We start from the raw sequence: 22,572 nt of genomic DNA, 5'->3' as shown, positions 1-22,572 counted from the left end.
CGGCCCGAGGCACTAGGCGGCGTCATGGAAGATCACGCCCAACGTGTGCCGGTGCCCACGACGGATCCGGCTGACACCGTGGCGCAAGTTGACCCGATAGCTGCCGCGGGTTCCCCGCACCGGCCGCTGGTGGACCGCGAAGACCACGGCGTCGCCCTGTTGTAGCGACACCACCTCCGGCCGCGATTGCATCCGCGGGCGTTGCTCGGTCAGCACGAATTCGCCGCCCTCGAAGTCGCGGCCGGGTTGCGACAACAGCACCGCGACCTGCAGCGGGAACACGTGCTCGCCGTAGAGGTCCTGGTGCAGGCAGTTGTAGTCGTCGGCGCCGTACTGCAGCAGCAGCGGGGTTGGGCGTTGCTGGCCGGCGCGGTGGCAGCGCTCGATGAACTCGGCGTGGCGATCGGGATAGCGGATGTCGATGCCCATCGCCTCGTTCCAACGGTTGGCGATCGGCACCAATTGCGGATAGACCGCCTCGCGCAGCCCGGCTACGAGGTCCGGCAACGGGTAGGCGAAGTACTTGTATTCGCCGCGGCCGAAGCCGTGGCGACCCATCACGACGCGACTGCGGAACAGCGCATCGCGCGGATACAGATCCGCCAGCCCGTCGCATTGCGCCGCCGACAACAGCGCGGGGACGACGGCGTTGCCGCGGGCGTCGAGGTCTTCGGCGATCCGAGACCAGTCGAGCGACTGCACGTCTGGAATATCCGGTGTCGCCTGCAGTTGCGCGTTCATGCCCGCGCCTCGCGATCGAGCAGCGTGCGCTTGCGCTCCACGCCCCAGCGATAGCCCGACAGCGCACCATCATTGCGGACCACGCGGTGGCAGGGGATCGCGACGGCTAGGGTATTGGCGGCGCAGGCCGCGGCCACCGCGCGGACCGAGGTCGGCGAGCCGATGCGTTGGGCGATCTCGCTGTAACTGGCGGTGCTGCCGGCGGGGATCGTCCGCAGCGCCTGCCACACGCGTTGCTGGAACGCGGTGCCGCGCACGTCGAGCGGCAGGTCGAGACCGAGTTGCGGTGCCTCGACGAAGCCGACGATGAGGGCGACCAGTCGCTCGAACTCGGCATCGCCACCGACCAGGTCGGCATTCGGGAAACGGTCCTGCAGCTCGCGCGCCAACGCGTCCGGGTCCTCGCCGAGGCTGATCGCGCAGATGCCTCGGTCGCTCCGCGCGACCAGGATCGCGCCGAGCGAGCACTGGCCGATCGCGAAGACGATCCGGGCATCGGCGCCACCCCGGCGATAGCGGCCCGGCGTCATGCCGAGGACCTCGCCGGCCTTCTCGTAGAAGCGCGCGTTGGAGTTGTAGCCGGCGTCGAAGATCGCATCGGTCACGCTGCCGCTGCGCGCCAACTCGGCCCGCACGCGTCGGCTGCGATGGGCAGTGGCATAGGCCTTCGGTGTGACCCCGGTGATCGCCTTGAACACGCGATGGAAGTGGTACGGGCTCAGTCCGGCCCGGTTGGCCAGCGCGTCCAGGCTTGGCGCCTGTTCCGACGCCTCGATGAAGCGGCAGGCATCAGCGACCGTGGCGGCGTGCATGTCCTGCAGCGACGGCTGGTCGGGCTTGCAGCGCTTGCACGGGCGGAACCCGGCGCGCTCGGCGTCGGCGATGGTGGCGTGGAAGGCGACGTTCTCCGGCCGCGCACGGCGGGCGCCGCAGGACGGCCGGCAGTACACCCCGGTGGTCCTGACCGAGTAGTAGAAGCGTCCGTCGGCCTCGGTGTCGCGCGCGACGATTCTGGCCCAGCGCGGGTCCGATTCGACGGCCTGTACGGTCGCCGGATCGGCGCGGATGGCGTGGTTGCTGGCAATGGCGTTCATGTCCGTTCCTCGTGGCGTGGTGGCCGGGGCCAACCCTTGAGGATCAATGTAGGGACGCCGCGCGATGGTCGATATCCGTTGCTTGCGATTGAATTCGGGGTGCCGGATTCGACCATGCCTCGCCACGGCTTACTCGAACAGGAACGCCCCGCAACCGTTGTAGCTCCGGTCGCCGACCTCGAGCGTGGCGCCGGCCTCGAACCACTCGCCGCTCATGCCGTCCTGGCAGCGCGTACGGTCGATGGACAGGACCACCGTGGTGCCGTCGGCGGTCGCACCGGTGTAGTTGGTTGCACTCGCCTCGGTCCGGGCGACCTCGATCTCGCGCTCGCCGTAATCGAGCGTCGCCCGCAGCTCCGGAGCCTCGCCGCGGTCGACCTCGACATGCCATCCCGGCTCGCCGCCACCGGCGCGGAACCCGACGCCGCGTTCGGCGGCCTGGAACCACGGCGAAGGCCGTTCGGAGCGAGCGCATTCACGCTTGGCGGTTTCGCTGCCGGCTTCGGCGGCGAGGGTCAGGGTGCCGCTGTCGCCCTTGGTCCAGAACTCGTTGCCGGCGGTGTCGGCATAGCGCGCACCGGAGGCGGACACGGCGATCGGCAGTTCCAGTTCGCGGCCGGAGAAGGCGAGGATGACGCGCCGGGCGTCGTCGTTGTAGGTCGACGCGACGCCGACTTCGCCGCATTGCCAATGGAAGGTGGCGGTGGTTGCGGTGGCGTCCGCGCGCGCAGGCGTTGCGGCGGGCACCGGATCGTCATGGCCGGCTTTGGGCTGGCAGGCACCCGCGACGAGGACGATCGCCAGCGACAGCAGCAATGTCAGGCGTGGTGTGGCGGCAGGCAGGATCATCGCGGGCTCCTTCAGCGTGGGGTGCGGTCGGTCCGCATCACCGGATAGAGGTTGTAGCGGTCGTCCCACGAGGAGTGGCGGCGGTAGAAGAAGTCCAGCCGGGCGCGCGGATCGGCGGCGAATTCGGCGTCCTCGCGCAGGCGCTTCTCGAACGCGGCCTTCAGCTGCGGATCCTTCTCCAGCATTTCGCGGGCGACCTCCTCGGCGACGTAGTCCTCCATGTACTCCTTGCGCTCGAAGGCGTTGTTGAACTCGCCCCAGGCTGCCAGCGAATCGGGCGCCTTGGGCTCCAGGATGTGCATCACCAGCCGCGCGTCCGGCTGGGCGATAGGCACGAACAACGCCCCGGCGGCGACATCGCGCGAGTCGGGCTTCCACTGGCCTTCCAGTTCCAGCCGCTGATGGCCTTCATAGGAGGACTCGCCGAACCTGGTCGATTCCGCGCGGAAGGTCTCGACCTTCGCATCCTCCATCGCCCGGTCGACACGCCGGTACTCGAGGTCATGGCGATCCAGTCGCTCGCTGACCCAGTCAGCATGCGCGGCCGGCACCAGGTAGCCGGCCTTCGGCGCCTCGATCACCAGCGCCGGCTGGACGTCGTCGCACAGCGGCACGGTCCAGATTTCCGGCTGGGTCTCGTCGTAGCGGGTCATGGTCGCGCCGGATACCTCGGACGGCGTGCGGGTGTAGGCGTAGCCCTTGAACTCGATCGGGTGGCACTTGTCGCTGGCCTCGAAGGTCAACGCGACCTCGTCGCCGCCGAGTTTGGCGGCGCGGGCATCGGCGGCCTTGGCGATGTCCTGCCACTGCTCGCCATGTTCGGCGACCTGCTGCAGCACCGCGATGATCGCGTCGTGGGTGGTCTTCACCCGGTGCGGGTATTCCTTCCACGAATGGGTTTCCACCAGCATGCCAAGACGGTTCCGCAGCGGCACGTAGCCGTGCGAGAACCGCGGCGTGGCGACGCCGTCGCGGAACCCCGATGCCGGGTTGTCGCCCTGCACGAACGAGGGATAGAACGGCAGTGGCAGCGCGCCGTGATCGGCGAGGTAGTCGATGGTGGCGTCACGCAGTGCGGTACCGGCATTGCGCAGCGCCTTGTCGCCGCTGTTGACCGGCTCGACCTGGATCGAGATGTCGTGGCGGAACTTGGCGCCGTTGGTGACGTGCAGGTCGACGTAGGCCAGCGGATCCCACTGGTTGATCAGTCCGAGCATCGCCTGCATCTCCGGCGCGTCGGCTTTCACGTAACCGCGGTTGAGGTTGTAGTTCTGCGCGGTGGTGCGCCAGCCCATCTGCTCGGGGCCGCGCTGGTTGGGGCGGTTCCAGGCGCCAAAGCGCTCGTGGCCGTCGACATTGAACACCGGCACGAACAGGAACACCTGCTGCTGCAGCACGTCCGGCGCGATCTCGCCTTCGAGCAACTCGCGCAGGGCCAGGAAACCGGCGTCCTTGCCGTCGATTTCGCCGGCGTGGATACCGCCCTGCATCAATGTCACCGGCAGGCCTTGTTCGCGCGCCGCCTCGGGCGTGAACGCACCGGTCTGCGACACCACCAGCACCTTCATCGCCCGGCCTTCGGGCGAGGTGCCGAAGGTCTGGCAACGCACCGCGTCCGGGTAGCGCGCCGCGAACGCGTCGCACAGCTCGATCACTTCGGTGTAGCGGCCGGTCTCGGTGAAGCCGCTGCGCTCGGACACGGTGGTCAGCGGCGCGTCCTGCGCGAATGCAGGCAGCATCGCGGCCAGTAGCAACGTGGACAGCAGGGCGGGACGCAGTTGGCGGGTGCGGGTCATCGGCAGGCCTCGTCGGGGAATCCGCCGATGGTAACGCCGCATCGTGGCGACGGCCCGGGACCAAGGTCACTCACTGCCGCGGCAACTGCGGTCACCGCCGGGATGATGTGTACCACCATCGCCGCGCGGCTTGCGCTTAGACTGCGCCGGTCCGCCCAGGGAGCCGCCCATGTACACGCTCTACTATTCGCCCGGCGCCGCCAGCATGGCGGTCCACTGGTTGCTGATCGAGCTGCGACACGAACCGCAGTTGCGCCTGCTCGATTTCTCCACCCGCGAACAGAAGTCGCCGGAGTACCTCGCCCTCAACCCGAGCGGCGTGGTGCCGACACTGGTGATCGACGGCGAGCCGATGTCCGAGGCCGCGGCGATCCTGATGCACCTGGCCGACACCCATGCCGAGGCCGGCTTCGCCCCGGCGATCGGCGACCCGCGGCGTCGCGCCTACTACCAGTGGATGTTCCACCTGGCCAACATGGTGCAACCGGCGCTGCGCCAGTGGTGGTATCCGGCCGAGGCCGCAGGCGAAGACAACACCGAGGCGTCGCTGGCGGCAGTGCAGTCGCGGCTGGAAGCGGCTTGGGAGCGGATCGACACGCACCTGGCCGCGCACGGTCCGTACCTGCTCGGCGAGCAGGTCAGCGCGGTCGACTTCTACCTGACCATGCTGATGCGCTGGGCGCGCAAGACCCGGCAGCCGCCGACGACCTGGCCGCACCTGGCCGCGCACGCGCAGCGGATGAAGGCGAGGCCGTCGTTCCAGGCCCTGTACGAGCGCGAAGCCTTGAGCGAGTGGGGCTGACGGCGGATCCTGCCGCGCGTGCCGTGGGCTTCGGTTAGGCTTGCGGCTTTGGTCCCAGGAACGCGATAGATGACGACAGCCGCCGATGCCATGGCCCCCGCGGGCAAGTTGCCGCGCCAGATCCCCTACATCATCGGCAACGAGGGCTGCGAGCGCTTCAGCTTCTACGGGATGCGCAACATCCTGGTGCCGTTCCTGGTCAGCAGCGTGCTGCTGGCCTACCTGCCGGAGGAGATGCGCGCCGGCGCGGCGAAGGATGTTTTCCACATCTTCGTCATCGGCGTGTACTTCTTCCCGCTGTTGGGCGGCTGGATCTCCGACCGCTTCTTCGGCAAGTACAACACCGTGTTCTGGCTGTCGCTGGTGTACTGCGCCGGCCATGCCTGCCTGGCGCTGTTCGAGGAGAGTCGCAGCGGCTTCTATACCGGCCTGTTCCTTATCGCGCTGGGCTCGGGCGGAATCAAGCCGCTGGTGTCGGCGTTCGTCGGCGACCAGTTCGACCGCAGCAACAAGCATCTGGCCAAGGTGGTCTACGACGCCTTCTACTGGATCATCAACTTCGGCTCGTTCTTCGCGTCCCTGCTGATGCCGATATTCCTGCGCGAGCTGGGGCCGAGCATCGCCTTCGGCATCCCGGGCGCGCTGATGTTCGTCGCCACGGTGATCTTCTGGTCGGGCCGCAACAAGTACGTGCACGTGCCACCGTCGCCGCCCAACCCCGATTCGTTCCTGCGGGTATTGCGCACCGCACTTTTCGCGCGGGCGCCGGGGCAGGGTCGACCGGGACTGGTCGTCGCCGGCATCGGCGCGGTACTGGCGGCGATGGCACTGCTGTCGCTGTTCTGGGTGATCGGCTCGGCCGAGTCCGCGTCGGCGGCGGCCGCCAACGGCGTCATCGCGGTGCTGGTGGCGTTGGGGTTCCTGATCACCGGCGTCGGCGTCGGCGCCTCGTTGCAGCTGGATCGCGCTCGCAGCGTCCATGCCGATGAAGCGGTCAACGGCGCGCGGGCGGTGCTGCGCATCCTCATCGTGTTCGCGCTGGTGACGCCGTTCTGGTCGCTGTTCGACCAGAAGGCCTCGACCTGGGTGCTGCAGGGGCAGGAGATGGCCAAGCCGGAATGGTTCTCGGCCGCGCAGATGCAGGCGTTGAACCCGATGCTGGTGATGCTGCTGATCCCGTTCAACAACCTGGTGCTGTACCCGACCCTGCGACGGATGGGGGTGGAAGTCACCACCCTGCGCCGCATGGGCGCGGGCATCGCGTTCTCGGCGCTGGCCTGGGTCGCGGCCGGCATGTTGCAACTGTGGATGGACGGCGGTGATGTCGTGTCGATCACTTGGCAGGTGTTGCCTTACGCGCTGCTGACGATGGGCGAAGTGCTGGTGTCGGCGACCGGACTGGAGTTCGCCTACAGCCAGGCGCCGCCGTCGATGAAGGGTACGATCATGAGCTTCTGGCTGCTGTCGGTGTCATACGGAAACCTGTGGGTGTTGCTGACCAACGCGGCCGTCCGCAACGACGCGGTGACCGGCCAGATCGCGGCCACCGGGCTGACCGAGAACGCCTTCCTGATGTTCTTCTTTGCCGGCTTTGCGTTCCTGGCGGCGCTCGCGTTCGCCGCCTACGCCCGGCACTACCCGATGCAAGACCACTACAGGACCGCCTGACCGATGCTGACCCTGATCCTCATCGCCGTAACCGTGCTGGTCTCGTGGCTGGCCTTCAGCCGCCCACGCCTGCTGGACCGACTGATCCTGTGGCCACCGGCGATCGACCGCCAGAAGCAGTACGACCGCCTGCTGACCCACGGCTTCATCCATGCCGACTGGCAGCACCTGCTGTTCAACATGATCACGTTGTTCTTCTTCGGCCGGATCGCCGAGCAGGTGATCGGATCGATGATCGGGCCGATCGGCTTCCTGCTGTTCTACCTGTCGGCGATAGTCATCGCGATCCTGCCGACCTACCTGCGCCACCGGCATGACAGCCGCTATCGCAGCCTCGGCGCCTCGGGCGCGGTGTCGGCGGTGCTGTTCGCCTTCATCCTGGTGCAGCCATGGTCGCTGATCTTCGTGTTTTTCCTGCCGGTGCCGGCGATCGTCTACGGCGCGTTCTTCGTCGGCTACTCGATCTGGATGGACCGCCAGGGCGGTGACAACACCAACCACAACGCGCACCTGTCCGGCGCGATCTACGGTGTGTTGTTCATGCTGCTGATGGAGCCGCGGATCGCAGGTCACTTCCTGCAGCGGCTGATGAATCCCTCGTTTGGCTGAGGGCTCCGTCGCTCGGTTGACGCCTCAGGCGGCCGAGTCCCGGTCGTCGTCACCGTAGACCTGCAGCAGCCGTTCGTAGACCATCGCATCGATGCGGGCGAGCTCGCCGCTGTCGTCGCCGCGGGCCAGTTCGTACAGGAGGGCGACGAGAGCGTCGTCGCTGTCGGCGTCGCTGGGGGAGTGCAAGTCGCTCATGACGATCTCCTGGTTCGTGCCGGAACAAGCGCACTGAAGTAAACGCAGATTCCGTGCCATGCCGGGCCACCAGAGGAGAGCGGGCAGATTCGGGTCGGTGCAAATGACCTGCTGCGTCACACTTCGCCGCGGACGCTCCGACGCCGCCGCCGGTCGTCGATGCTCACCCCGCGTAAATGCGATGCGTGATATCGAAACCGTGTCACGCGATGGCGTGACCTGACGGCGCGCATCCGACCCAAGCCGGCGCGTCCCTCGATGACCCGATGGAGGACTGCATGGCCACGACCCCAGCCCGCAAGACCGCGACCAAGGCGGCCGCGAAGAAGGCAACCAGGAAGACAGCGAAGAAGGCGACGGCCCGGAAGGCCGCAACGAAGAAGGTGGCCAAGAAGGCGGCCAGCAAGACCGCGACGAAGAAGACGGCTGCGAAGAAGGCCGCAACCCGGAAGACCGTATCCAGAAAGGCGACTGCCAAAAAGGCAGCGAGCAAAAAGGTGGCCAGCAAGAAGGCGACCGGCAAGAAGGTAGCCGCCAGGAAGGCAGCCAACGGGACGAAGACGGCCACCAGCAAGAAGGTCGCCAGCAAGAAGACCGCCAGCAAGTCCACCGTGCGGAAAGCGCCGGCTAAGAAAGCGGTCGCGAAGAAGACAACCAGGAAATCGGTCGCGAAAAAGAGCGCCGTGACCAAGCAGGCCGCCGCCAAGCCAACCGCGAGCAAGGCCGCCGCCCGCAAGAGCACACCCCGCAAGACCGCGCGCAAATCCGCCGCGAAACCCCGCAAGATCACCCCGGCCCAGGCTCTGGCGAACACCCGCGAGCTGCTTGCCGCCAAGCAGGAAAATGACCGGACGCCGCAACCGTGGCAGGCGCTGGACCCGGAACACGGACACCAGCCGAATGCGGGTTTCCAGTCCGCCAGCGCCGCGGCCAAGGCCGAGGAGCTGCACGCGGCCGAAAGCCGGATGCAGGGCATCCAGGGCAGCATCAGCACCCATGACCGCCACAACCAGGGCAAGCGCGACAGCCGCTGACCCTGCCACCAAGCCCATTGAGGACACCCGATGACTACGCCGCCCGATATTCGCCACCAGCCCGACCGCCGCCGCTTCACCACCACCGTCGAGGGCCACGAGGCCGAGCTGGAGTACCGCATCGACGGCGGCGTCATGGACATCACCCACGTCGTCGTGCCGGACCAGGTCGGTGGCCGCGGCATCGCCAGCCAGTTGACCCTGGCGGCATTCGAACAGGCCCGTGCCGACGGCTTGAATGTCCGCCCCACGTGCCCGTATGCCGCCGCGTGGGCCGAACGGCATCCGGAGTTCAACCAGCTGCTGGCCTGAGCGGAGGCGCCGGTCGCGCCGCCGCCGGCCCGCCCCGCGCTCGCCAACGCGGGGCGCTTGTGCCAGCCTGTGCGCCCCCAGAGCCGGCCGCCCGTCCATGCGCCTCAACAAACACATCAGCGAAAGCGGGTTCTGCTCGCGCCGCGAAGCCGACCGCCTGATCGCCGAAGGCCGGGTCACCATCAACGACATGCGCGGCCGGGTCGGCTCGGAGGTGGGCGAGGGCGATGTGGTCAAGGTCGACGGCCAGGCCCTGCGCGTCCGCACGGCCGCCAAGGGCCAGAAGCAGCACGTCTACATCGCGCTGAACAAGCCGGTGGGCGTGGTCTGCACCACCGAATCGGCGGTCAAGGACAACATCGTCGACTTCGTCGGCCACGAGCGCCGGGTGTTCCCGATCGGTCGGCTCGACAAGGACTCCGAGGGCCTGATCCTGCTGACCAGCAACGGCGACATCGTCAACGAGATCCTGCGCGCCGAGAACAAGCTGGAAAAGGAATACCTGGTCGCGGTCAACCACGAGGTCACTCCGGAGTTCCTGCGGGCAATGGCCAAGGGCGTGCCGATCCACGGCCAGACCACGCTGCCGTGCAAGACCGGCAAGCTCGGCCGTTTCGGCTTCCGCATCGTGCTGGTGCAGGGCTTGAACCGGCAGATCCGGTTGATGGCGGCGTACTTCAAGTTCCGGGTCAAGCAGCTGGTGCGGGTGCGGATCGGCAACGTCAAGCTCGGACGGCTCAAGATCGGCCAGTGGCGAAACCTGACCGACGCCGAATTGCGCGGCCTGCTGCCGCAACGCACCGACTGGTAGCGCGCCGAGCCTGCATCCGGGCATCACGTCGGTGGCGATAAGGTCGCCCCGAACCATGCGGGGAAGCCCTATGAAACCGTCGCACAGGAAGTGTGCGTTGACCCTGATGATGCTGGTCGCGCTCGCGGCGTGCGATCGGGAATCATCTACCGCCGTGCCGGAGCAGGCGGCCACGTCGCCAGCCGCCGCCGAGCCGGCTGCCGGAGTCGAACTCGTCGACGTGATGGAGACGACCCCGGACTACGTCATCGGCATCAGCTACCCACAGTCGGCCGCCCGTTACCCGGCGCTGGCCGCGGAAATGAAGCGCTACGCCGAAGCCGCACGAGCGGACCTGATGCGGGCGGTGGAGGCCCGCCGGCAACGGCAGCCGACCGGCGAGGGCAGTGAAGGATCGACGATGTACGACTTGTCGCTGACCTTCACCGAGGTGTTCGACAGCCCGGACCTGGTTGCCTACGCGGCCGATGGCAGCAGCTATACCGGCGGCGCCCACGGCAACCCGTTGCTGGCGCGTTTCGTCTGGTTGCCCCGGGAGGATCGGCGGCTTACCGCGGAGGCGCTGGTGCCGCAGGAGGCGGGCTGGCAGGCCATCGCCAACCATGTGCGCGAGCAGTTGTACACGGCGTTGTCGCAACGTATCGACGCCGACGACCTGGCCCCGGCCGAACGCGCCGAGGTGGTCAGGGGCGCCAGCCGGATGATCGAAGAGGGCACGGTGGCCGACCCTGAAAACTATTCCGAGTTCGAACCGGTGGGCGGACCCGGGGGGCGGGTGACCGGACTGCGGTTCGTGTTCGCCCCGTACCAGGTCGGCCCGTACTCGGACGGCACTCAGACGGTCGAGGTACCGGCGTCGGTGCTGCTGCCGCATGTCGCGCCCGAGTACCGGGGTTTGTTCGCCGGGGGACTGTAGGAGCGGCTTCAGCCGCGATCTGAAATCGGCGCGGGCGCACGGCTCCAGATCGCGGCTGAAGCCGCTCCTACAAAATGCATCAGACAACAAAAAACCCGCCCGGATTGCTCCGGGCGGGTTTCGTCATTGCAGACCGATCAGTTGTTCGGCTTCGGCGCTTCCGGACCCGGCGCGGTCGGCGCGTCGGGCACCTCGGCGTCGTCCGACACCGGAGCGTTCAGGCCGCGACGCTCGAGCAGCGGCTCGATCCGCGGCTCGTGGCCGGTGAAGTCGCGGAACAGCTGCAGCGCGTCCTTGCTGCCACCCTGCGAAAGCAGTGCCTCGCGGAAGTGGTCGCCGTTCTCGCGGGTCAGGCCGCCGTTGGCCTTGATCCAGGCCACGGTGTTGGCGTCCAGCACCTCCGACCAGATGTAGGCGTAGTAGCCGGCCGCGTAGCCACCCATGATGTGGCTGAAGTACGGGGTCTTGTAGCGCGGCGGCACGGGTGCGAAGTCGGTGCCGTTGGCGGCCAGCGCCTTGGCCTCGAAGTCCATCACCTGGTCGGCCGACGGAACCTCGTCCGCGCTCAGCTGGTGCCAGCTCTGGTCGAGCATCGCCGCGCCGAGGTACTCGGTGGTGGCGAAGCCCTGGTTGAACTTGGAGCTGGCCAGCACCTTGTCCAGCAGTTCCTGCGGCATCGGCTCGCCGGTCTGGTAATGCTTGGCGTAGTTGGCCAGCACCGACGGCCAGTCGGACCACATCTCGTTGACCTGCGACGGGAACTCGACGAAGTCGCGCGGCACGCTGGTGCCCGAGAAGTACGGGTACTTCACGTCCGAGAACAGGCCGTGCAGGGCATGGCCGAACTCGTGGAACATCGTGGTGACCTCGTCCCAGGTCATCAGCGTCGGCTTGCCCTCGGCCGGCTCCGGTATGTTGAGGTGGTTGGCCACCACCGGCAGGTTGCCGGTCAGTTCGGACTGGTCGACGTAGGAGTTCATCCACGCACCGCCACGCTTGGACTCGCGCTGGTAGGGATCGAAGATGAAGATCGCCTGCTGGGTGCCGTCCTTGTCGAACACGTCGTAGACGGTGACGTCCTCGTGGTAGACCGGCAGGTCGGTGCGCTGCTTGAAGCTCAGACCGTACAGCTGGTTGGCGGCGTAGAACACGCCGTTTTCGAGCACGTTCTTCATCTCGAAGTACGGCTTGAGCTGGTTCTCGTCGAAGTTGTACTCGGCCTGGCGGACCTTCTCGGCGTAGTAGGCCCAGTCCCACGGCTGCAGTTCGAAGCTCGGCTCGCCCTTGGCGGCCTGCTCCTTGTCGATCATCGCCTGCAGCTTGGCGGCCTCGGCCTTGGCGTTGGCGACCGCGGCCGGGGCGAGCTTGCCGAGCATGTCGTTGACCGCTTCCGGCGTCTGCGCCGTTTCATCGGCCAGCACGTAGGCGGCGTAGGTCGGGTAACCGAGCATCTTCGCCTTCTCGACGCGCAGCTTGACCACGTCGGAAACGATGCCGGTGTTGTCCCACTCGTTGCCGCGGCTGCCACGGGCCACGGAGGCCTTGTGGATGCGCTCGCGCAGCTCGCGGTTCTCTAGGTAGGTGTTCGGCGGCTGGCCGGTGGTGTTCTGCAGCGCGATCACCCACTTGCCTTCCATGCCGCGGCTCTTGGCGGCTTCGGCGGCGGCGGTGATCGCCTGCTCGGACAAGCCCTTGAGCATGGCGACGTCGTCGACCACGATCGCCGAGTCGTTGACCTCGGCCAACACGTTCTGGCTGAACTTGGTGCCCAGGGTCGCCAGCTCGGTGTTGATTTCCTTCAGGCGGGTCTTGTCGGCGTCGGACAGCTTGGCGCCGGCGCGGACGAAATCGGTGTGGTAACGCTCGATCAGGCGCACGCCCTCGGGATCGAGGCCGAGGCTCTCACGGCTGTCGTAGAGCTTCTGGATGCGCGCGAACAACTCGGGGTTCAACGAGATCGCATCGCTGTGCGCCGACAGCTTGGGCGCGTACTCGGCCTGCAGCGCCTTGCGCGCGTCGTTGGTGTCGGCGCCGACCAGGGCGAAGAACACCGAGGCGGTGCGCGACAGGATGTCGCCGGACTTCTCCAGCGCGATGATGGTGTTCTCGAAGGTGGGCGCTTCCGGATTGGAGGCGATCGTCTCGATTTCCTTCAGGTGCTCGGCCATGCCGCGATCGAAGGCGGGACCGAAATGGCTGTCCTCGATCTGGTCGAAGCGCGGGTAATGCAGCGGCAGCTGGCTTTCGGTAAAGAACGGGTTGCTGGTCTCGGCGTTCACGGCGGTGTCGCTTTGGGGGGTGGCATCGGTCTGGGCGCAGGCGCCCAGGCTGGTGGTCAGCGCCACGGCGAGCGCCAGGGCAAGGGGGTGCTTCATCGGCAGGAACCTGGTGAATAGGGAACCCGAAGCCTAACGCACGGGCGGGCCGTCGGACCATGACGAAAGCCACGGTGCCCCCGGAGCCGCCAAAGCGGGAACGTCCACCGATTTCACGTCGTCGCAACCCGCCGCGGCGCAGTTTGGCGGTTCCCGAATTCCCCCGGAGCCTCTCGCATGGATACCCCGTTGACTTCCGTGATGACCGCCAATCCCGCTTGCTGCAAGGGCGACACGCCGTTGACCGAAGTCGCGCGGATGATGCTGGAGAACGATTGCGGCCAGATCCCCGTGGTCGAGGCCGGCAAGCCGGTAGGCGTGGTTACCGACCGCGACATCGCCGTTCGGATGGTCGCCGAAGGGCGCGAGACGACCTCGGCCCGTGCCTCCGACTGCATGACCACCCCGGTCACCACGGTGCCGGAGAATGGCTCGCTGGCCGATTGCTGCGAGGCGATGGAGCGCGACCAGATCCGCCGGGTGGTGGTGGTCGACGATTCCGGAGCAGTGTGCGGCATCGTCGCCCAGGCCGACATCGCCCGGACCGGTCGCGACGAGAAGACCGCCGAGGTGGTCAAGCACGTTTCGGTACCGACCACCCACTGAGTCTGCCGCTGCTCGGCGATGGTGAGGACGCCACATCCGTGGGCGCCAGTGCAGGCGTATGCTCGGCATCCCGCTGCCGCGCCGGCAGGCCATCAGGAAAATTCGCATGAACCCACGCATGAACCCGGGCAGGAACGTGTGGGCCAGCCTGTGTCTTGGCGCCGGCCTGGGGCTGGTATCGATCGCCGCATCCGCGGCGGAAACCATCCGCTACGTGGCGTTGGTGGATGGTGGCACGCAGGCCGGCCAGCAGGTGGTGACCCATCGCGACGACGGCGTGACCGAGGTCGAGTTCATCTTCAAGGACAACGGCCGCGGGCCGGAGTTGCAGGAGCGTTTCACCCTCGCCGACGACGGCACCTTCCAGACCTACCAGGTCAGCGGCAGCTCCACCTTCGGCGCGCCGGTCGAGGAATCGTTCAGCCGTGACGGCGACCGGGTGGAATGGAAGTCGACGTCCGACGAGGGCGAGAAGACCATCAGCGGCACCGCCCAGTACGTGCCGCTGGGCGGCACCCCGGCCGGGTTCTCGGTGGCGGTCGGCGCGCTCTCCAAGCGACCTGACCACACGCTGCCGTTGATCCCGGGCGGCACGTTGACCATGCGCAAGATCGCCGAGGCGCAGGTGAGCCACGGCGACGAGACCCGCACCGTGCAACTGGTCACCCTGACCGGCATCGGCCTGGTGCCGACGTTCGCTTGGGCGACCACCGGCGATGACCCACGGCTGTTCGCCTACATCTATCCCGGCTACCTGCAACTGATCGAGGACGGTTGGCAGGCCAATGCCGATGCGCTGGAAGCGCAACAGAAGCAGGCCGAGGGCGAAGCCCTGGTCGCGCTGCAGCAGGACCTGACCCACCCGGTATCGGGCCGCCTGCTGATCCGCGATGCGCGGGTGTTCGACAGCGAGAACGCCACCCTCGGCGGGGCCAGCGACGTGCTGGTGGAGAATGGCCGGATCGTTTCCGTCACGGTCGCCGGCGCGGAAGCGGTCGATGCCGACCAGGTTGTCGACGCCGCGGGCAGGGTGCTGCTGCCGGGCCTGTTCGACAGCCATGTCCATGTCGGCCGCTGGGACGGTGGCCTGCACCTCGCGACCGGCATCACCACGGTGCGCGACATGGGCAACGACAACGCCACCCTGCAGCAATTGATGGCGCAGATCGAGGCGGGCGAGCTGTTGTCGCCGCGGGTGGTGGCCGCCGGTTTCATCGAAGGCGAAAGCAAGTTCTCCGCGCGCAACGGTTTCGTCGTCGACACCATGGACGAGGCCAGGGAAGCGGTCGACTGGTACGCCGCGCACGACTACCCGCAGGTCAAGATCTACAACTCGTTCCCGAAGGAGCTGCTACGCGAGACGGTCGCCTACGCCCATGAAAAGGGCTTGCGGGTCAGCGGCCACGTGCCGGCGTTCATGCGCGCCGACGAGGTGGTGGAGCAGGGCTTCGACGAGCTGCAGCACATCAACCAGATACTGCTGAACTTCTTCGTCACCCCGGACACCGACACCCGCACACTCGCGCGGTTCTACCTGGTGGCCGACGAGACCGCCGGGCTGGATTTCGACTCCCCGCGGGTGCAGGACTTCATCGACCTGCTGGTGCGCGAGAAGGTCGTAGTCGACCCGACCTTGGCCACGTTCGAGTTCCTGCACCAGCGCGCCGGTGAAATGTCGCCGATCGTCGCCGATGTCGCCGACCACCTGCCGCCGGACATCCAGCGCAACCGCCGCGCGGCCGAGATGGACATCCCCGACGACGCCACCGCCGCATTGTATGACCGCTCGTTCGCCAAGCTGGTCGAGTTCGTCGGGCTGATGCACGAGGCCGGCGTGCCGATCATCGCCGGTACCGACGAGATGCCCGGCTTCACCCTGCAGCGTGAGCTGGAGCTCTACGTGCAGGCCGGCATGACCCCGGGGGAGGCCTTGCAGACCGCGACCTGGAACGCCGCGGCCGCATCGCGCGTGCGCGAGGACCGCGGGTCGATCGAGGTGGGCAAGCGGGCCGACCTGATCCTGGTCGATGGCGAGCCGACGGCGAACATCTCCGACATCCGCAAGGTCGCGCTGGTGCTCAAGGGCGACACCGCCTATTACCCGAGCGAGATCCACGCGGCGCTCGGGATCGAGCCGTTCGCCCAGCCGGTCAGGCTAGGCGCTGCCGGTCGCTGACCGCGGAGGATTCGCCGATGACCACTGTGTACGATTTCTCCGCCATCGACATCGATGGCCAGCCGCGGGCGCTGGACGAATTCCGCGGCAAGCTGCTGCTGATCGTCAATGTCGCCTCGAAGTGCGGCTTCACCCCGCAGTACGCGGGGCTGGAAAACCTGTCGCGCCAGTACGGCCCGCGCGGACTGGTGGTGCTGGGGTTCCCGTGCGACCAGTTCGGCCACCAGGAGCCGGGCGACGAGGCCGAGATCAAGCAGTTCTGCGCCCTGCGTTACGACGTCGGCTTTCCGATGTTCGCGAAGGTCGAGGTCAATGGCGACGACGCCCATCCGCTGTGGAAATGGCTGAAGGACGAGAAGGGCGGCATCCTCGGCATCGACGCGATCAAGTGGAACTTCACCAAGTTCCTGGTCGGCCGCGACGGCTGCGTCCTCAAACGCTATGCGCCGAAGGACGCGCCCGAATCGCTGGCGTCCGACATTGAGGCGGCGCTGGTGTGATTCCAACGGACAGGGACTGGTGGGAGTTGCGGGCGCCCTCCGCAGGCATGTCCTGCGGAGTCCGCTCCTCCAAGGTCGCCTGGCACCTTCGTGTTATTGGGCCCGTCCCTGGAAGGCACCTTGTCTGTTGATGTCCTTCACGATCTCCTTGCCGACCTTTTCGCGTTGTTTTTCAATCGCGACCCACTCCTCCTCGGTATGGCATTCCTTTGCACCGAGACGACTGCCGGTGACTTTCGAGCGCTCGCAGCGGACGTTGTCGCGGTCACTGGTGCCCATTGCTTCGCTTGCGACGGCTGGTGCGTTGGATGCAGTGGTCAGGCTGGATGCCGCGGTGTCGGCCGCAGGCTGGGCCGGACCCGTCGTCGCGCAGCCGGCGATGGCCATGAGCGTCCCGGCCAACATCATCGTCATTTTCAATTTTGCATTCCTTGGATTGGGTTAACGACAAACTCAAGCACGTGGGGCAAGTCAGTATTCTGGCGAATCGATGACAGGTCCGAATAACACGATACCGCACTTCAACTGGCTGGAAAGCCATGACTCGCAGTGATCCGGCGCCCCTTTTGTCCGCTCAAACCGGGTTGCCGGTTCTTCAGAGGCCGTCGGCAAGACTGCCCGAAGTGCGGGAGGGGCGTGAGCCTTCGATAAACCCCACCGGGACCCGCTCGATGTCGTGCATGAGCTCATCGGCACGTTTGTCGATCAGGGCCCACTCCGCTTCGGTATGACAGACCTTGCCACCAAGGCGGCTGCCGGTGACGGACATGCGTTCGCAGCGGATCTTGTCCGGGTCCTTGGCCTCGCCCGTTACCGGAGTCGCCTCGGGTTTGGCGGTGTCTGCCGAGGGCTGCACCTGTGCCATCAGGTTGCCGGTGGCAAACACGAGCGCGCCGGCCATGAGTGCTTTGATCTTCATCTGGAAACACCTTGCCCGGGCTCCGGGCGTTTGGGCTCAGCCGCCTTCCTGTCGGCCCAGCGGGTTGGCTTCGAGGTCGCTCATGATCTCTTTCGCCTGTTTCTCGAGGGCGGCCCATTCTTCCTCGGTGCGGCACACCTTCTGGCCCACTCGACTGCCAAGAACCGGCATGTGCTTGCAACGAACGTCACCGGTGTTTTTCGCTGCCGTCGCGTCGCTCGCGACCGCAGGTGTACTGGCTGACGTCGGTGCAACTGCTGCGGGCGCCGCGGCCTGATCGCCCGGGTCCGTCGTTGCGCAGCCCGCGACGGCCACGAGCATTCCGGCCATCATTATCATCGTCTTCATTTTGCAATGTCCCGATTGGTTTTGAATTCCGCCACCGAGGCGACGCGCTGTCTGGCACACCTTCGCGTATCACGGATGCTGTCTCAAATCTAGGCGCTCACGGGGCTGAATTCAAATGATTTGGCGGTTACTGAATGCCGGGGCGGTTAAGCGCCAATATCGGGCCTGAAAAATTCCGGGCCTTCAGCCGTTGCCTTTTGCCCGCGCAAACGCCTGGGCCAAGGCGTTGTTGGCGGGCGCCGCCGCGGTCGATCCGTCGTTCCCGCGCACGGGCCTGTTGCGGGTTCCGTCCTGCACCGGGCGCGCCTCGCGTCGACCCGAATCGCGCCGGGCCGTGTCACGATCTGTGGCCGGCCGCGGCGCAGACGCGCTGTCGTTCAGCCGGCAGGTCAGGGCGATCCGCTTGCGCGGGATGTCGACCTCCAGCACCTTCACTTTCACCACGTCGCCGGCCTTGACCACGTCGCGCGGGTCCTTGACGTAGCGGTCGGCCAGCGCCGAGATGTGGACCAGGCCGTCCTGGTGAACGCCGATGTCGACGAACGCGCCGAACGCGGCGACGTTGCTGACCACGCCTTCCAGGATCATCCCGACCTGCAGGTCCTTCAGTTCCTCGACGCCGTCGGCGAAGCGCGCGGCCTTGAACTCGGGGCGCGGATCGCGGCCGGGCTTCTCCAGCTCCTTGAGGATGTCGCGGATGGTCGGTACGCCGAACTTGTCGTCGGTGTACTGCTCCGGCCGGATGCCGCGCAGGAAGCCGGCATCGCCGATCAGCTGGCGCACCTCGCGGCCGCAGTCGCGCACGATCCGCTCGACCACCGGGTAGGCCTCGGGATGCACCGAGGAGGCGTCCAGCGGGTGCTCGCCGCCGGCGATGCGCAGGAAGCCGGCGCACTGCTCGAAGGTCTTGTCGCCGAGGCGCGGCACTTTCAGCAGTTCCTTGCGGCTCTTGAAGGCGCCGTTGGCGTCGCGATAGACCACGATGTTGTCGGCGACCGTGGTCGACAGTCCGGACACGCGGGTGAGCAAGGCGGCGGAGGCGGTGTTGACGTCAACGCCGACCGCGTTGACGCAGTCCTCGACCCGGGCGTCGAGCGCGCGCGCCAGCCGGAAGCCGTCGACGTCGTGCTGGTACTGGCCGACGCCGATCGCCTTGGGCTCGATCTTGACCAGTTCGGCCAGCGGGTCCTGCAGGCGGCGGGCGATCGACACCGCGCCGCGCAGCGACACGTCGAGGTCGGGGAACTCGCTTGCGGCGAATTCCGACGCCGAGTACACCGAGGCGCCGGCCTCGCTGACCACGATCTTCTGCATCTTCAACTCGTGCGCGAGCTTGATCAGGTCGCCGGCGAGCTTGTCGGTCTCGCGGCTGGCGGTGCCATTGCCGATCGCAATCAGCTCCACCGCGTGCTTCTCGCACAGCTTGCGCAACACATGCAGGGAGCCATCCCACTGGTTGCGAGGCTGGTGCGGGAAGATCGTGTCGGTGGCGACCAGCTTGCCGGTGCGGTCGACCACCGCGACCTTGACCCCGGTGCGCAGGCCCGGATCGAGCCCGAGCACCGCCTTCGGCCCGGCGGGCGCGGCCAGCAGCAGGTCCTTGAGGTTGTCGCCGAACACCGCGATCGCCTCGGCCTCGGCCTTCTCGCGGGCCTGGCCGAACAGGTCCAGCAGCAGGTGCAGATGCAGCTTGGCCTTCCACGCCAGCCGACACGCATTGAGCAGCCAGGTGTCGGCAGGTCGGCCCCGGTCCTGGATGCCGGCATGGTGGGCGACCCGGCCGGCGGCTTGCGCATGGCCGGCCTCGGCATCGGTGCCGGGCTCCAGGTCGAGGAACACGATCTCCTCGCGGCGCGCGCGGAACAGCGCGAGCAAGCGGTGCGACGGAATCCTGGCCAGCGGTTCGGCGTGGTCGAAGTAGTCGCGGTACTTGGCGCCCTCGATCTCCTTGCCCTCGGCGACGCGGGCGCGGATCCGGCCGACGTCCTGCAGCCACTCGCGCAACTCGCCAACCAGCTTCGCATCCTCGCCCCAGCGCTCCATCAAGATCGCGCGGGCGCCTTCCAGCGCGGCCTTGGCATCGGCCACGCCCTTGTCGGCGTCGACGAAGCCAGCGGCGAACGCCTCCGGCACCTGCGTCGGGTCGGCCAGCAGGCCGTCGGCCAGCGGTTCCAGCCCGGCCTCGCGGGCGATTTGCGCCTTGGTCCGGCGCTTGACCTTGTACGGCAGGTACAGGTCTTCCAGCCGCGCCTTGCTGTCGGCGGCCTCGATGTCGGCGCGCAGCTCGTCGCTCAGCTTGCCTTGCTCGTCGATGCTCGCCAGCACCGCGGCGCGGCGGTCCTCCAGCTCGCGCAGGTAGGTCAGGCGGGACTCCAGGTCGCGCAACTGGGTGTCGTCGAGGCCACCGGTGACTTCCTTGCGGTAGCGCGCGATGAACGGCACCGTCGCGCCCTCATCGAGCAGGCCGATCGCGGCGCGGGCCTGCTCGGGCCTGGCGCCGATTTCCTCGGCGATGGTGCGGGCGATCTTCTCGGCGAGGGCGGCGGCAACTTTCGGGGCGGATTCGGGCATTGCGGGTTTACCTGATGAGGGACGGTGCAGCGAACAACCGATTGTGGCGATGCGGATGCGGTCGGGAAACCCGTTGACAGCTACCCGTGAGCGCAGGCAGGTCGGGGAATGCGCGGGTGGATCTGGCGCGCAGGTCAATTTGGTGATTGCGATCACTAGCCGCATCCGCGCGTGCGGGATCGGCTCAACCTTGCACGCCATTGGCCGTTATCCGTGACATGTACCGGTCCGCCCTCATCGTGTTGCTGGCATTGCTGCCATCGCTGGCCCTGGCGGCGCCGGCGCGGGTCGACGAGATCCTCGAGCACCAGCGCGTGCACGGCTACCACTCGTTGCCGGCGGCGATCGAGCAGTTGCAATCCGCCAGCGACGTGCCCACCGACAACGCACCACTGGACCTGCGGCGCCGCTATCACGGGGCGCTGGCACGGCTGTCGTCCGTTGCCGGCGACTCGACGGTGGCGCTGGCTTCGCAGGCCAAGCTGCAGGCGATGGCCGACCTCGAGAATTGCCAACCGTGCCGGGTCCAGGCCTTGCTCGCGCGCGGGCAACTGGCATTGGCCAAGGGCCATATCGAAGCCGCCCGCGGCCACGTTGCCGAACTGCGTCCGCTGGTGGACCCGGCGGATCAGGGCCTGCAGGTGAAACTCGGGCTCTTCATGGCTCGGCTCGAAGACTCCGACAGCAACCTCGCGGCCGCGGTCGAGCACGCGGTGCCGGCGGTGGCGTTGGCCGAGAAGCGGGGGAACACGGCCGACCGCCTGCAGTTGATGATCGTGCTGGTTGGCCTGAACGCCGACCTGGGCCACGTCGAGCGCGCCGGGGCGATCGCCGCCGAAGGAGTAGTGATCGCCAAACGGGTGGGCTTCGACGAAGCGCTGGGGTATCTGCTGCTCAACCAAGGCCACATCCATGCCTTGACCGGCCAGCGCGACCAGCAATACAAGGCACTGGCCGCGGCCCTGCAGATTGCGGCCGGCGATCCCGGTCTGGCAGGGATCGAAGTCACCAGCCGCTCCAACTTGGCCGACTACTACCTCAACCAGGGCAACAACGTTGCCGCGCTGGACCACGCCAGCCGTGCGACCGCGCTGGCACGAACCGTCGACGACCAGCGCGGACTGACCGTCGCCACCGCGAACGAAGGCATCGCCCTGAGCCGGCTCGGCCGGGTCCAGGAAGGAATCGACAAGCTCAACGCCTCGATCGACATGGCCGGACGGATCGGCCACAAGGGTTACGTGGTCGGCATCACCCACGAACTGGTGCTGGTGCTCGAGAAAGCCGGCCGCTACCGCGAAGCGCTGGACGCGACCCAGCAGGTCGCCGCGCTCAATCGGGAGATCACCCGGCAGGAGCGCGAGCGTGCGGTGATGGAGCTGCAGGAGAAGTACGCGGCCGAACGCAGGAACCGCGAGATCGAGCGGCTGGAGGCGGAGAACCGCTTGAAGGAAGCCGAGGTCCGCGCACGGACCTGGCAGCAGCGGCTATGGGTCGCGATGGTGGTGGCATTGCTGCTGGCGGCGTTCCCGGTCCTGCGGCGGCTGGTCAAGGCGCGCCACGCCAACCGGCGGCTGAAGGCGGCCAACGCCAACCTGGCCGAACAGTCCGCGCACGACCCGCTCACCGGAGTATTCAATCGCCGTCATTTCCAGGCCCTGATGGCGCAACACGGGATCGCGGCGGGCAGGGGCGCGTTCGACGGCGAGGACGACGGCGAGGAGTGCGTCGGCCTGGTCCTGCTCGACATCGACCACTTCAAGGCGATCAACGACACCCGCGGCCATGTGGCGGGCGATCTCGTCCTGGTTGAAGTCGCGCGGCGCTTGCAGGGGCTGGTGCGGGACCGGGATGCGGTCGTGCGCTGGGGCGGGGAGGAGTTCGTGCTGGTGCTTCCCGGTGCCTCCGTTGCCGGCCTGGCCGTGCTCGCCCCGCGAATACTGAGGACGATCGGCAGCGAGCCGGTGCGGGCGGGGAACGCGGCCATCGACGTGACCGTGTCCGCCGGTTGCGTGGCGTTTCCGGTGAACCGGGAAAAACGCTGGGAAGACGCATTGCAGCTGGCCGACGCGGCGATGTACCTGGCCAAGCAGCGCGGCCGCAACCGGGCGGTGTGCGTGACCGCGGTGCGCGAAGGCGAGGTGCTTGATGCGATCAGCGATGACCTGGCGACGGCCGAGGCGTCGGGCCGGGTGTCGCTGTTGATGCTGCCCGGGCCATCGCGTCCAGTGGCGCTGGACGTGGCGTGAC

General features: G+C 67.4%; 21 protein-coding genes. 11 read left to right on the top strand and 10 right to left on the bottom strand.

The features are described 5' to 3' along the window. Window positions 1-12 precede the first annotated feature (12 nt). The 4 genes from SNE34_RS12670 to SNE34_RS12655 form a co-directional block, all read right to left on the bottom strand. Window positions 13-741, bottom strand: a complete 729-nt coding sequence (locus tag SNE34_RS12670; RefSeq protein ID WP_332617766.1) for a 2OG-Fe(II) oxygenase — start codon at window positions 739-741, stop codon at window positions 13-15. Continuing rightward, on the bottom strand, window positions 738-1,835 hold the full coding sequence (gene ada, locus SNE34_RS12665) for a bifunctional DNA-binding transcriptional regulator/O6-methylguanine-DNA methyltransferase Ada (protein WP_332617764.1): 1,098 nt from the start codon (window positions 1,833-1,835) through the stop codon (window positions 738-740). Before ada ends, SNE34_RS12670 begins: the two co-directional genes overlap by 4 nt. Window positions 1,836-1,964: 129 nt before the next feature. Continuing rightward, entirely contained in the window at window positions 1,965-2,684 is a 720-nt protein-coding gene (locus SNE34_RS12660) for an MliC family protein (RefSeq protein ID WP_332617762.1), read from the bottom strand. Window positions 2,685-2,695: 11 nt separating this feature from the next. Next, window positions 2,696-4,480, bottom strand: a complete 1,785-nt coding sequence (locus tag SNE34_RS12655; RefSeq protein WP_425604533.1) for a M14 family metallopeptidase — start codon at window positions 4,478-4,480, stop codon at window positions 2,696-2,698. Window positions 4,481-4,649: 169 nt separating this feature from the next. Between SNE34_RS12655 and SNE34_RS12650 the strand changes: the two genes are divergently transcribed. The 3 genes from SNE34_RS12650 (at window position 4,650) to SNE34_RS12640 (ending at window position 7,559) form a co-directional block, all read left to right on the top strand. After that, window positions 4,650-5,282, top strand: a complete 633-nt coding sequence (locus SNE34_RS12650; protein WP_332617759.1) for a glutathione S-transferase family protein — start codon at window positions 4,650-4,652, stop codon at window positions 5,280-5,282. A 69-nt stretch (window positions 5,283-5,351) separates the two neighbouring features. Beyond that, window positions 5,352-6,950, top strand: coding sequence for a POT-type proton-dependent oligopeptide transporter (locus tag SNE34_RS12645; RefSeq protein ID WP_332617758.1), 1,599 nt, complete (start codon window positions 5,352-5,354; stop codon window positions 6,948-6,950). Between the two features lie 3 nt (window positions 6,951-6,953). Further along, window positions 6,954-7,559: a rhomboid family intramembrane serine protease gene (locus tag SNE34_RS12640; RefSeq protein ID WP_332617756.1), complete on the top strand. Its 606-nt coding sequence runs from the start codon at window positions 6,954-6,956 to the stop codon at window positions 7,557-7,559. Between the two features lie 24 nt (window positions 7,560-7,583). Here SNE34_RS12640 and SNE34_RS12635 read toward each other — a convergent pair whose 3' ends face one another. Continuing rightward, window positions 7,584-7,754: a hypothetical protein gene (locus SNE34_RS12635; protein ID WP_332617754.1), complete on the bottom strand. Its 171-nt coding sequence runs from the start codon at window positions 7,752-7,754 to the stop codon at window positions 7,584-7,586. A gap of 278 nt (window positions 7,755-8,032) precedes the next feature. Here SNE34_RS12635 and SNE34_RS12630 point away from each other — a divergent pair, with 278 nt between their 5' ends. From SNE34_RS12630 to SNE34_RS12615, 4 genes are all read left to right on the top strand, one after another. Continuing rightward, entirely contained in the window at window positions 8,033-8,788 is a 756-nt protein-coding gene (locus SNE34_RS12630; RefSeq protein WP_332617752.1) for a histone H1-like repetitive region-containing protein, read from the top strand. A 30-nt stretch (window positions 8,789-8,818) separates the two neighbouring features. Continuing rightward, entirely contained in the window at window positions 8,819-9,100 is a 282-nt protein-coding gene (locus tag SNE34_RS12625) for a GNAT family N-acetyltransferase (RefSeq protein WP_332617750.1), read from the top strand. Between the two features lie 97 nt (window positions 9,101-9,197). Beyond that, window positions 9,198-9,911: a pseudouridine synthase gene (locus tag SNE34_RS12620; protein WP_332617747.1), complete on the top strand. Its 714-nt coding sequence runs from the start codon at window positions 9,198-9,200 to the stop codon at window positions 9,909-9,911. Between the two features lie 70 nt (window positions 9,912-9,981). Further along, window positions 9,982-10,827, top strand: a complete 846-nt coding sequence (locus SNE34_RS12615) for a DUF3298 and DUF4163 domain-containing protein (protein WP_332617745.1) — start codon at window positions 9,982-9,984, stop codon at window positions 10,825-10,827. Between the two features lie 137 nt (window positions 10,828-10,964). Here the strand turns inward: SNE34_RS12615 and SNE34_RS12610 are convergent, their stop codons facing one another. Further along, window positions 10,965-13,202 (bottom strand): M3 family metallopeptidase, encoded by a 2,238-nt coding sequence (locus tag SNE34_RS12610; protein WP_332617744.1) that lies wholly within the window; start codon window positions 13,200-13,202, stop codon window positions 10,965-10,967. Window positions 13,203-13,379: 177 nt separating this feature from the next. Here SNE34_RS12610 and SNE34_RS12605 point away from each other — a divergent pair, with 177 nt between their 5' ends. The 3 genes from SNE34_RS12605 (at window position 13,380) to SNE34_RS12595 (ending at window position 16,484) form a co-directional block, all read left to right on the top strand. Next, window positions 13,380-13,808: a CBS domain-containing protein gene (locus SNE34_RS12605; protein WP_332617743.1), complete on the top strand. Its 429-nt coding sequence runs from the start codon at window positions 13,380-13,382 to the stop codon at window positions 13,806-13,808. Between the two features lie 106 nt (window positions 13,809-13,914). Continuing rightward, on the top strand, window positions 13,915-15,984 hold the full coding sequence (locus SNE34_RS12600) for an amidohydrolase family protein (protein WP_332617741.1): 2,070 nt from the start codon (window positions 13,915-13,917) through the stop codon (window positions 15,982-15,984). Between the two features lie 17 nt (window positions 15,985-16,001). Next, entirely contained in the window at window positions 16,002-16,484 is a 483-nt protein-coding gene (locus SNE34_RS12595) for a glutathione peroxidase (RefSeq protein WP_332617740.1), read from the top strand. A gap of 93 nt (window positions 16,485-16,577) precedes the next feature. On the opposite strand, the gene SNE34_RS12590 is transcribed toward SNE34_RS12595, so the two are convergent. The 4 genes from SNE34_RS12590 to SNE34_RS12575 all read right to left on the bottom strand — a co-directional run bounded on the left by SNE34_RS12590 (window position 16,578) and on the right by SNE34_RS12575 (window position 20,322). Further along, window positions 16,578-16,904: a hypothetical protein gene (locus SNE34_RS12590; RefSeq protein ID WP_332617738.1), complete on the bottom strand. Its 327-nt coding sequence runs from the start codon at window positions 16,902-16,904 to the stop codon at window positions 16,578-16,580. Window positions 16,905-17,079: 175 nt separating this feature from the next. After that, window positions 17,080-17,403: a hypothetical protein gene (locus tag SNE34_RS12585; RefSeq protein WP_332617736.1), complete on the bottom strand. Its 324-nt coding sequence runs from the start codon at window positions 17,401-17,403 to the stop codon at window positions 17,080-17,082. 36 nt (window positions 17,404-17,439) lie between these two features. Next, window positions 17,440-17,751, bottom strand: a complete 312-nt coding sequence (locus SNE34_RS12580; protein WP_332617734.1) for a hypothetical protein — start codon at window positions 17,749-17,751, stop codon at window positions 17,440-17,442. Between the two features lie 183 nt (window positions 17,752-17,934). Further along, window positions 17,935-20,322, bottom strand: coding sequence for a Tex family protein (locus SNE34_RS12575; protein ID WP_332617732.1), 2,388 nt, complete (start codon window positions 20,320-20,322; stop codon window positions 17,935-17,937). Between the two features lie 218 nt (window positions 20,323-20,540). On the opposite strand from SNE34_RS12575, the gene SNE34_RS12570 reads away from it, so the two are divergent. Next, entirely contained in the window at window positions 20,541-22,571 is a 2,031-nt protein-coding gene (locus tag SNE34_RS12570; RefSeq protein WP_332617730.1) for a GGDEF domain-containing protein, read from the top strand. Window position 22,572: the final 1 nt, after the last annotated feature.

The organism is Novilysobacter erysipheiresistens (assembly GCF_036663935.1).
Taxonomy (GTDB): Bacteria; Pseudomonadota; Gammaproteobacteria; order Xanthomonadales; family Xanthomonadaceae; genus Novilysobacter; species Novilysobacter erysipheiresistens.
The sequence above is the reverse complement of the archived record's forward strand: the minus strand, read 5'-3'. Positions and strand labels throughout refer to the sequence as shown.

Coding starts and splice junctions, on each gene's coding strand:
- SNE34_RS12600 (WP_332617741.1), top strand. CDS start 13,915: ATGAACCCACGCATGAACCCGGGCAGGAACGTGTGGGCCAGCCTGTGT.
- SNE34_RS12615 (WP_332617745.1), top strand. CDS start 9,982: ATGAAACCGTCGCACAGGAAGTGTGCGTTGACCCTGATGATGCTGGTC.
- SNE34_RS12650 (WP_332617759.1), top strand. CDS start 4,650: ATGTACACGCTCTACTATTCGCCCGGCGCCGCCAGCATGGCGGTCCAC.
- SNE34_RS12655 (WP_425604533.1), bottom strand. CDS start 4,480: ATGACCCGCACCCGCCAACTGCGTCCCGCCCTGCTGTCCACGTTGCTA.
- SNE34_RS12635 (WP_332617754.1), bottom strand. CDS start 7,754: ATGAGCGACTTGCACTCCCCCAGCGACGCCGACAGCGACGACGCTCTC.
- SNE34_RS12645 (WP_332617758.1), top strand. CDS start 5,352: ATGACGACAGCCGCCGATGCCATGGCCCCCGCGGGCAAGTTGCCGCGC.
- SNE34_RS12605 (WP_332617743.1), top strand. CDS start 13,380: ATGGATACCCCGTTGACTTCCGTGATGACCGCCAATCCCGCTTGCTGC.
- SNE34_RS12570 (WP_332617730.1), top strand. CDS start 20,541: ATGTACCGGTCCGCCCTCATCGTGTTGCTGGCATTGCTGCCATCGCTG.
- SNE34_RS12630 (WP_332617752.1), top strand. CDS start 8,033: ATGGCCACGACCCCAGCCCGCAAGACCGCGACCAAGGCGGCCGCGAAG.
- SNE34_RS12575 (WP_332617732.1), bottom strand. CDS start 20,322: ATGCCCGAATCCGCCCCGAAAGTTGCCGCCGCCCTCGCCGAGAAGATC.
- SNE34_RS12640 (WP_332617756.1), top strand. CDS start 6,954: ATGCTGACCCTGATCCTCATCGCCGTAACCGTGCTGGTCTCGTGGCTG.
- SNE34_RS12670 (WP_332617766.1), bottom strand. CDS start 741: ATGAACGCGCAACTGCAGGCGACACCGGATATTCCAGACGTGCAGTCG.
- SNE34_RS12595 (WP_332617740.1), top strand. CDS start 16,002: ATGACCACTGTGTACGATTTCTCCGCCATCGACATCGATGGCCAGCCG.
- SNE34_RS12610 (WP_332617744.1), bottom strand. CDS start 13,202: ATGAAGCACCCCCTTGCCCTGGCGCTCGCCGTGGCGCTGACCACCAGC.
- SNE34_RS12660 (WP_332617762.1), bottom strand. CDS start 2,684: ATGATCCTGCCTGCCGCCACACCACGCCTGACATTGCTGCTGTCGCTG.
- SNE34_RS12625 (WP_332617750.1), top strand. CDS start 8,819: ATGACTACGCCGCCCGATATTCGCCACCAGCCCGACCGCCGCCGCTTC.
- SNE34_RS12580 (WP_332617734.1), bottom strand. CDS start 17,751: ATGAAGACGATGATAATGATGGCCGGAATGCTCGTGGCCGTCGCGGGC.
- SNE34_RS12620 (WP_332617747.1), top strand. CDS start 9,198: ATGCGCCTCAACAAACACATCAGCGAAAGCGGGTTCTGCTCGCGCCGC.
- SNE34_RS12585 (WP_332617736.1), bottom strand. CDS start 17,403: ATGAAGATCAAAGCACTCATGGCCGGCGCGCTCGTGTTTGCCACCGGC.
- ada (WP_332617764.1), bottom strand. CDS start 1,835: ATGAACGCCATTGCCAGCAACCACGCCATCCGCGCCGATCCGGCGACC.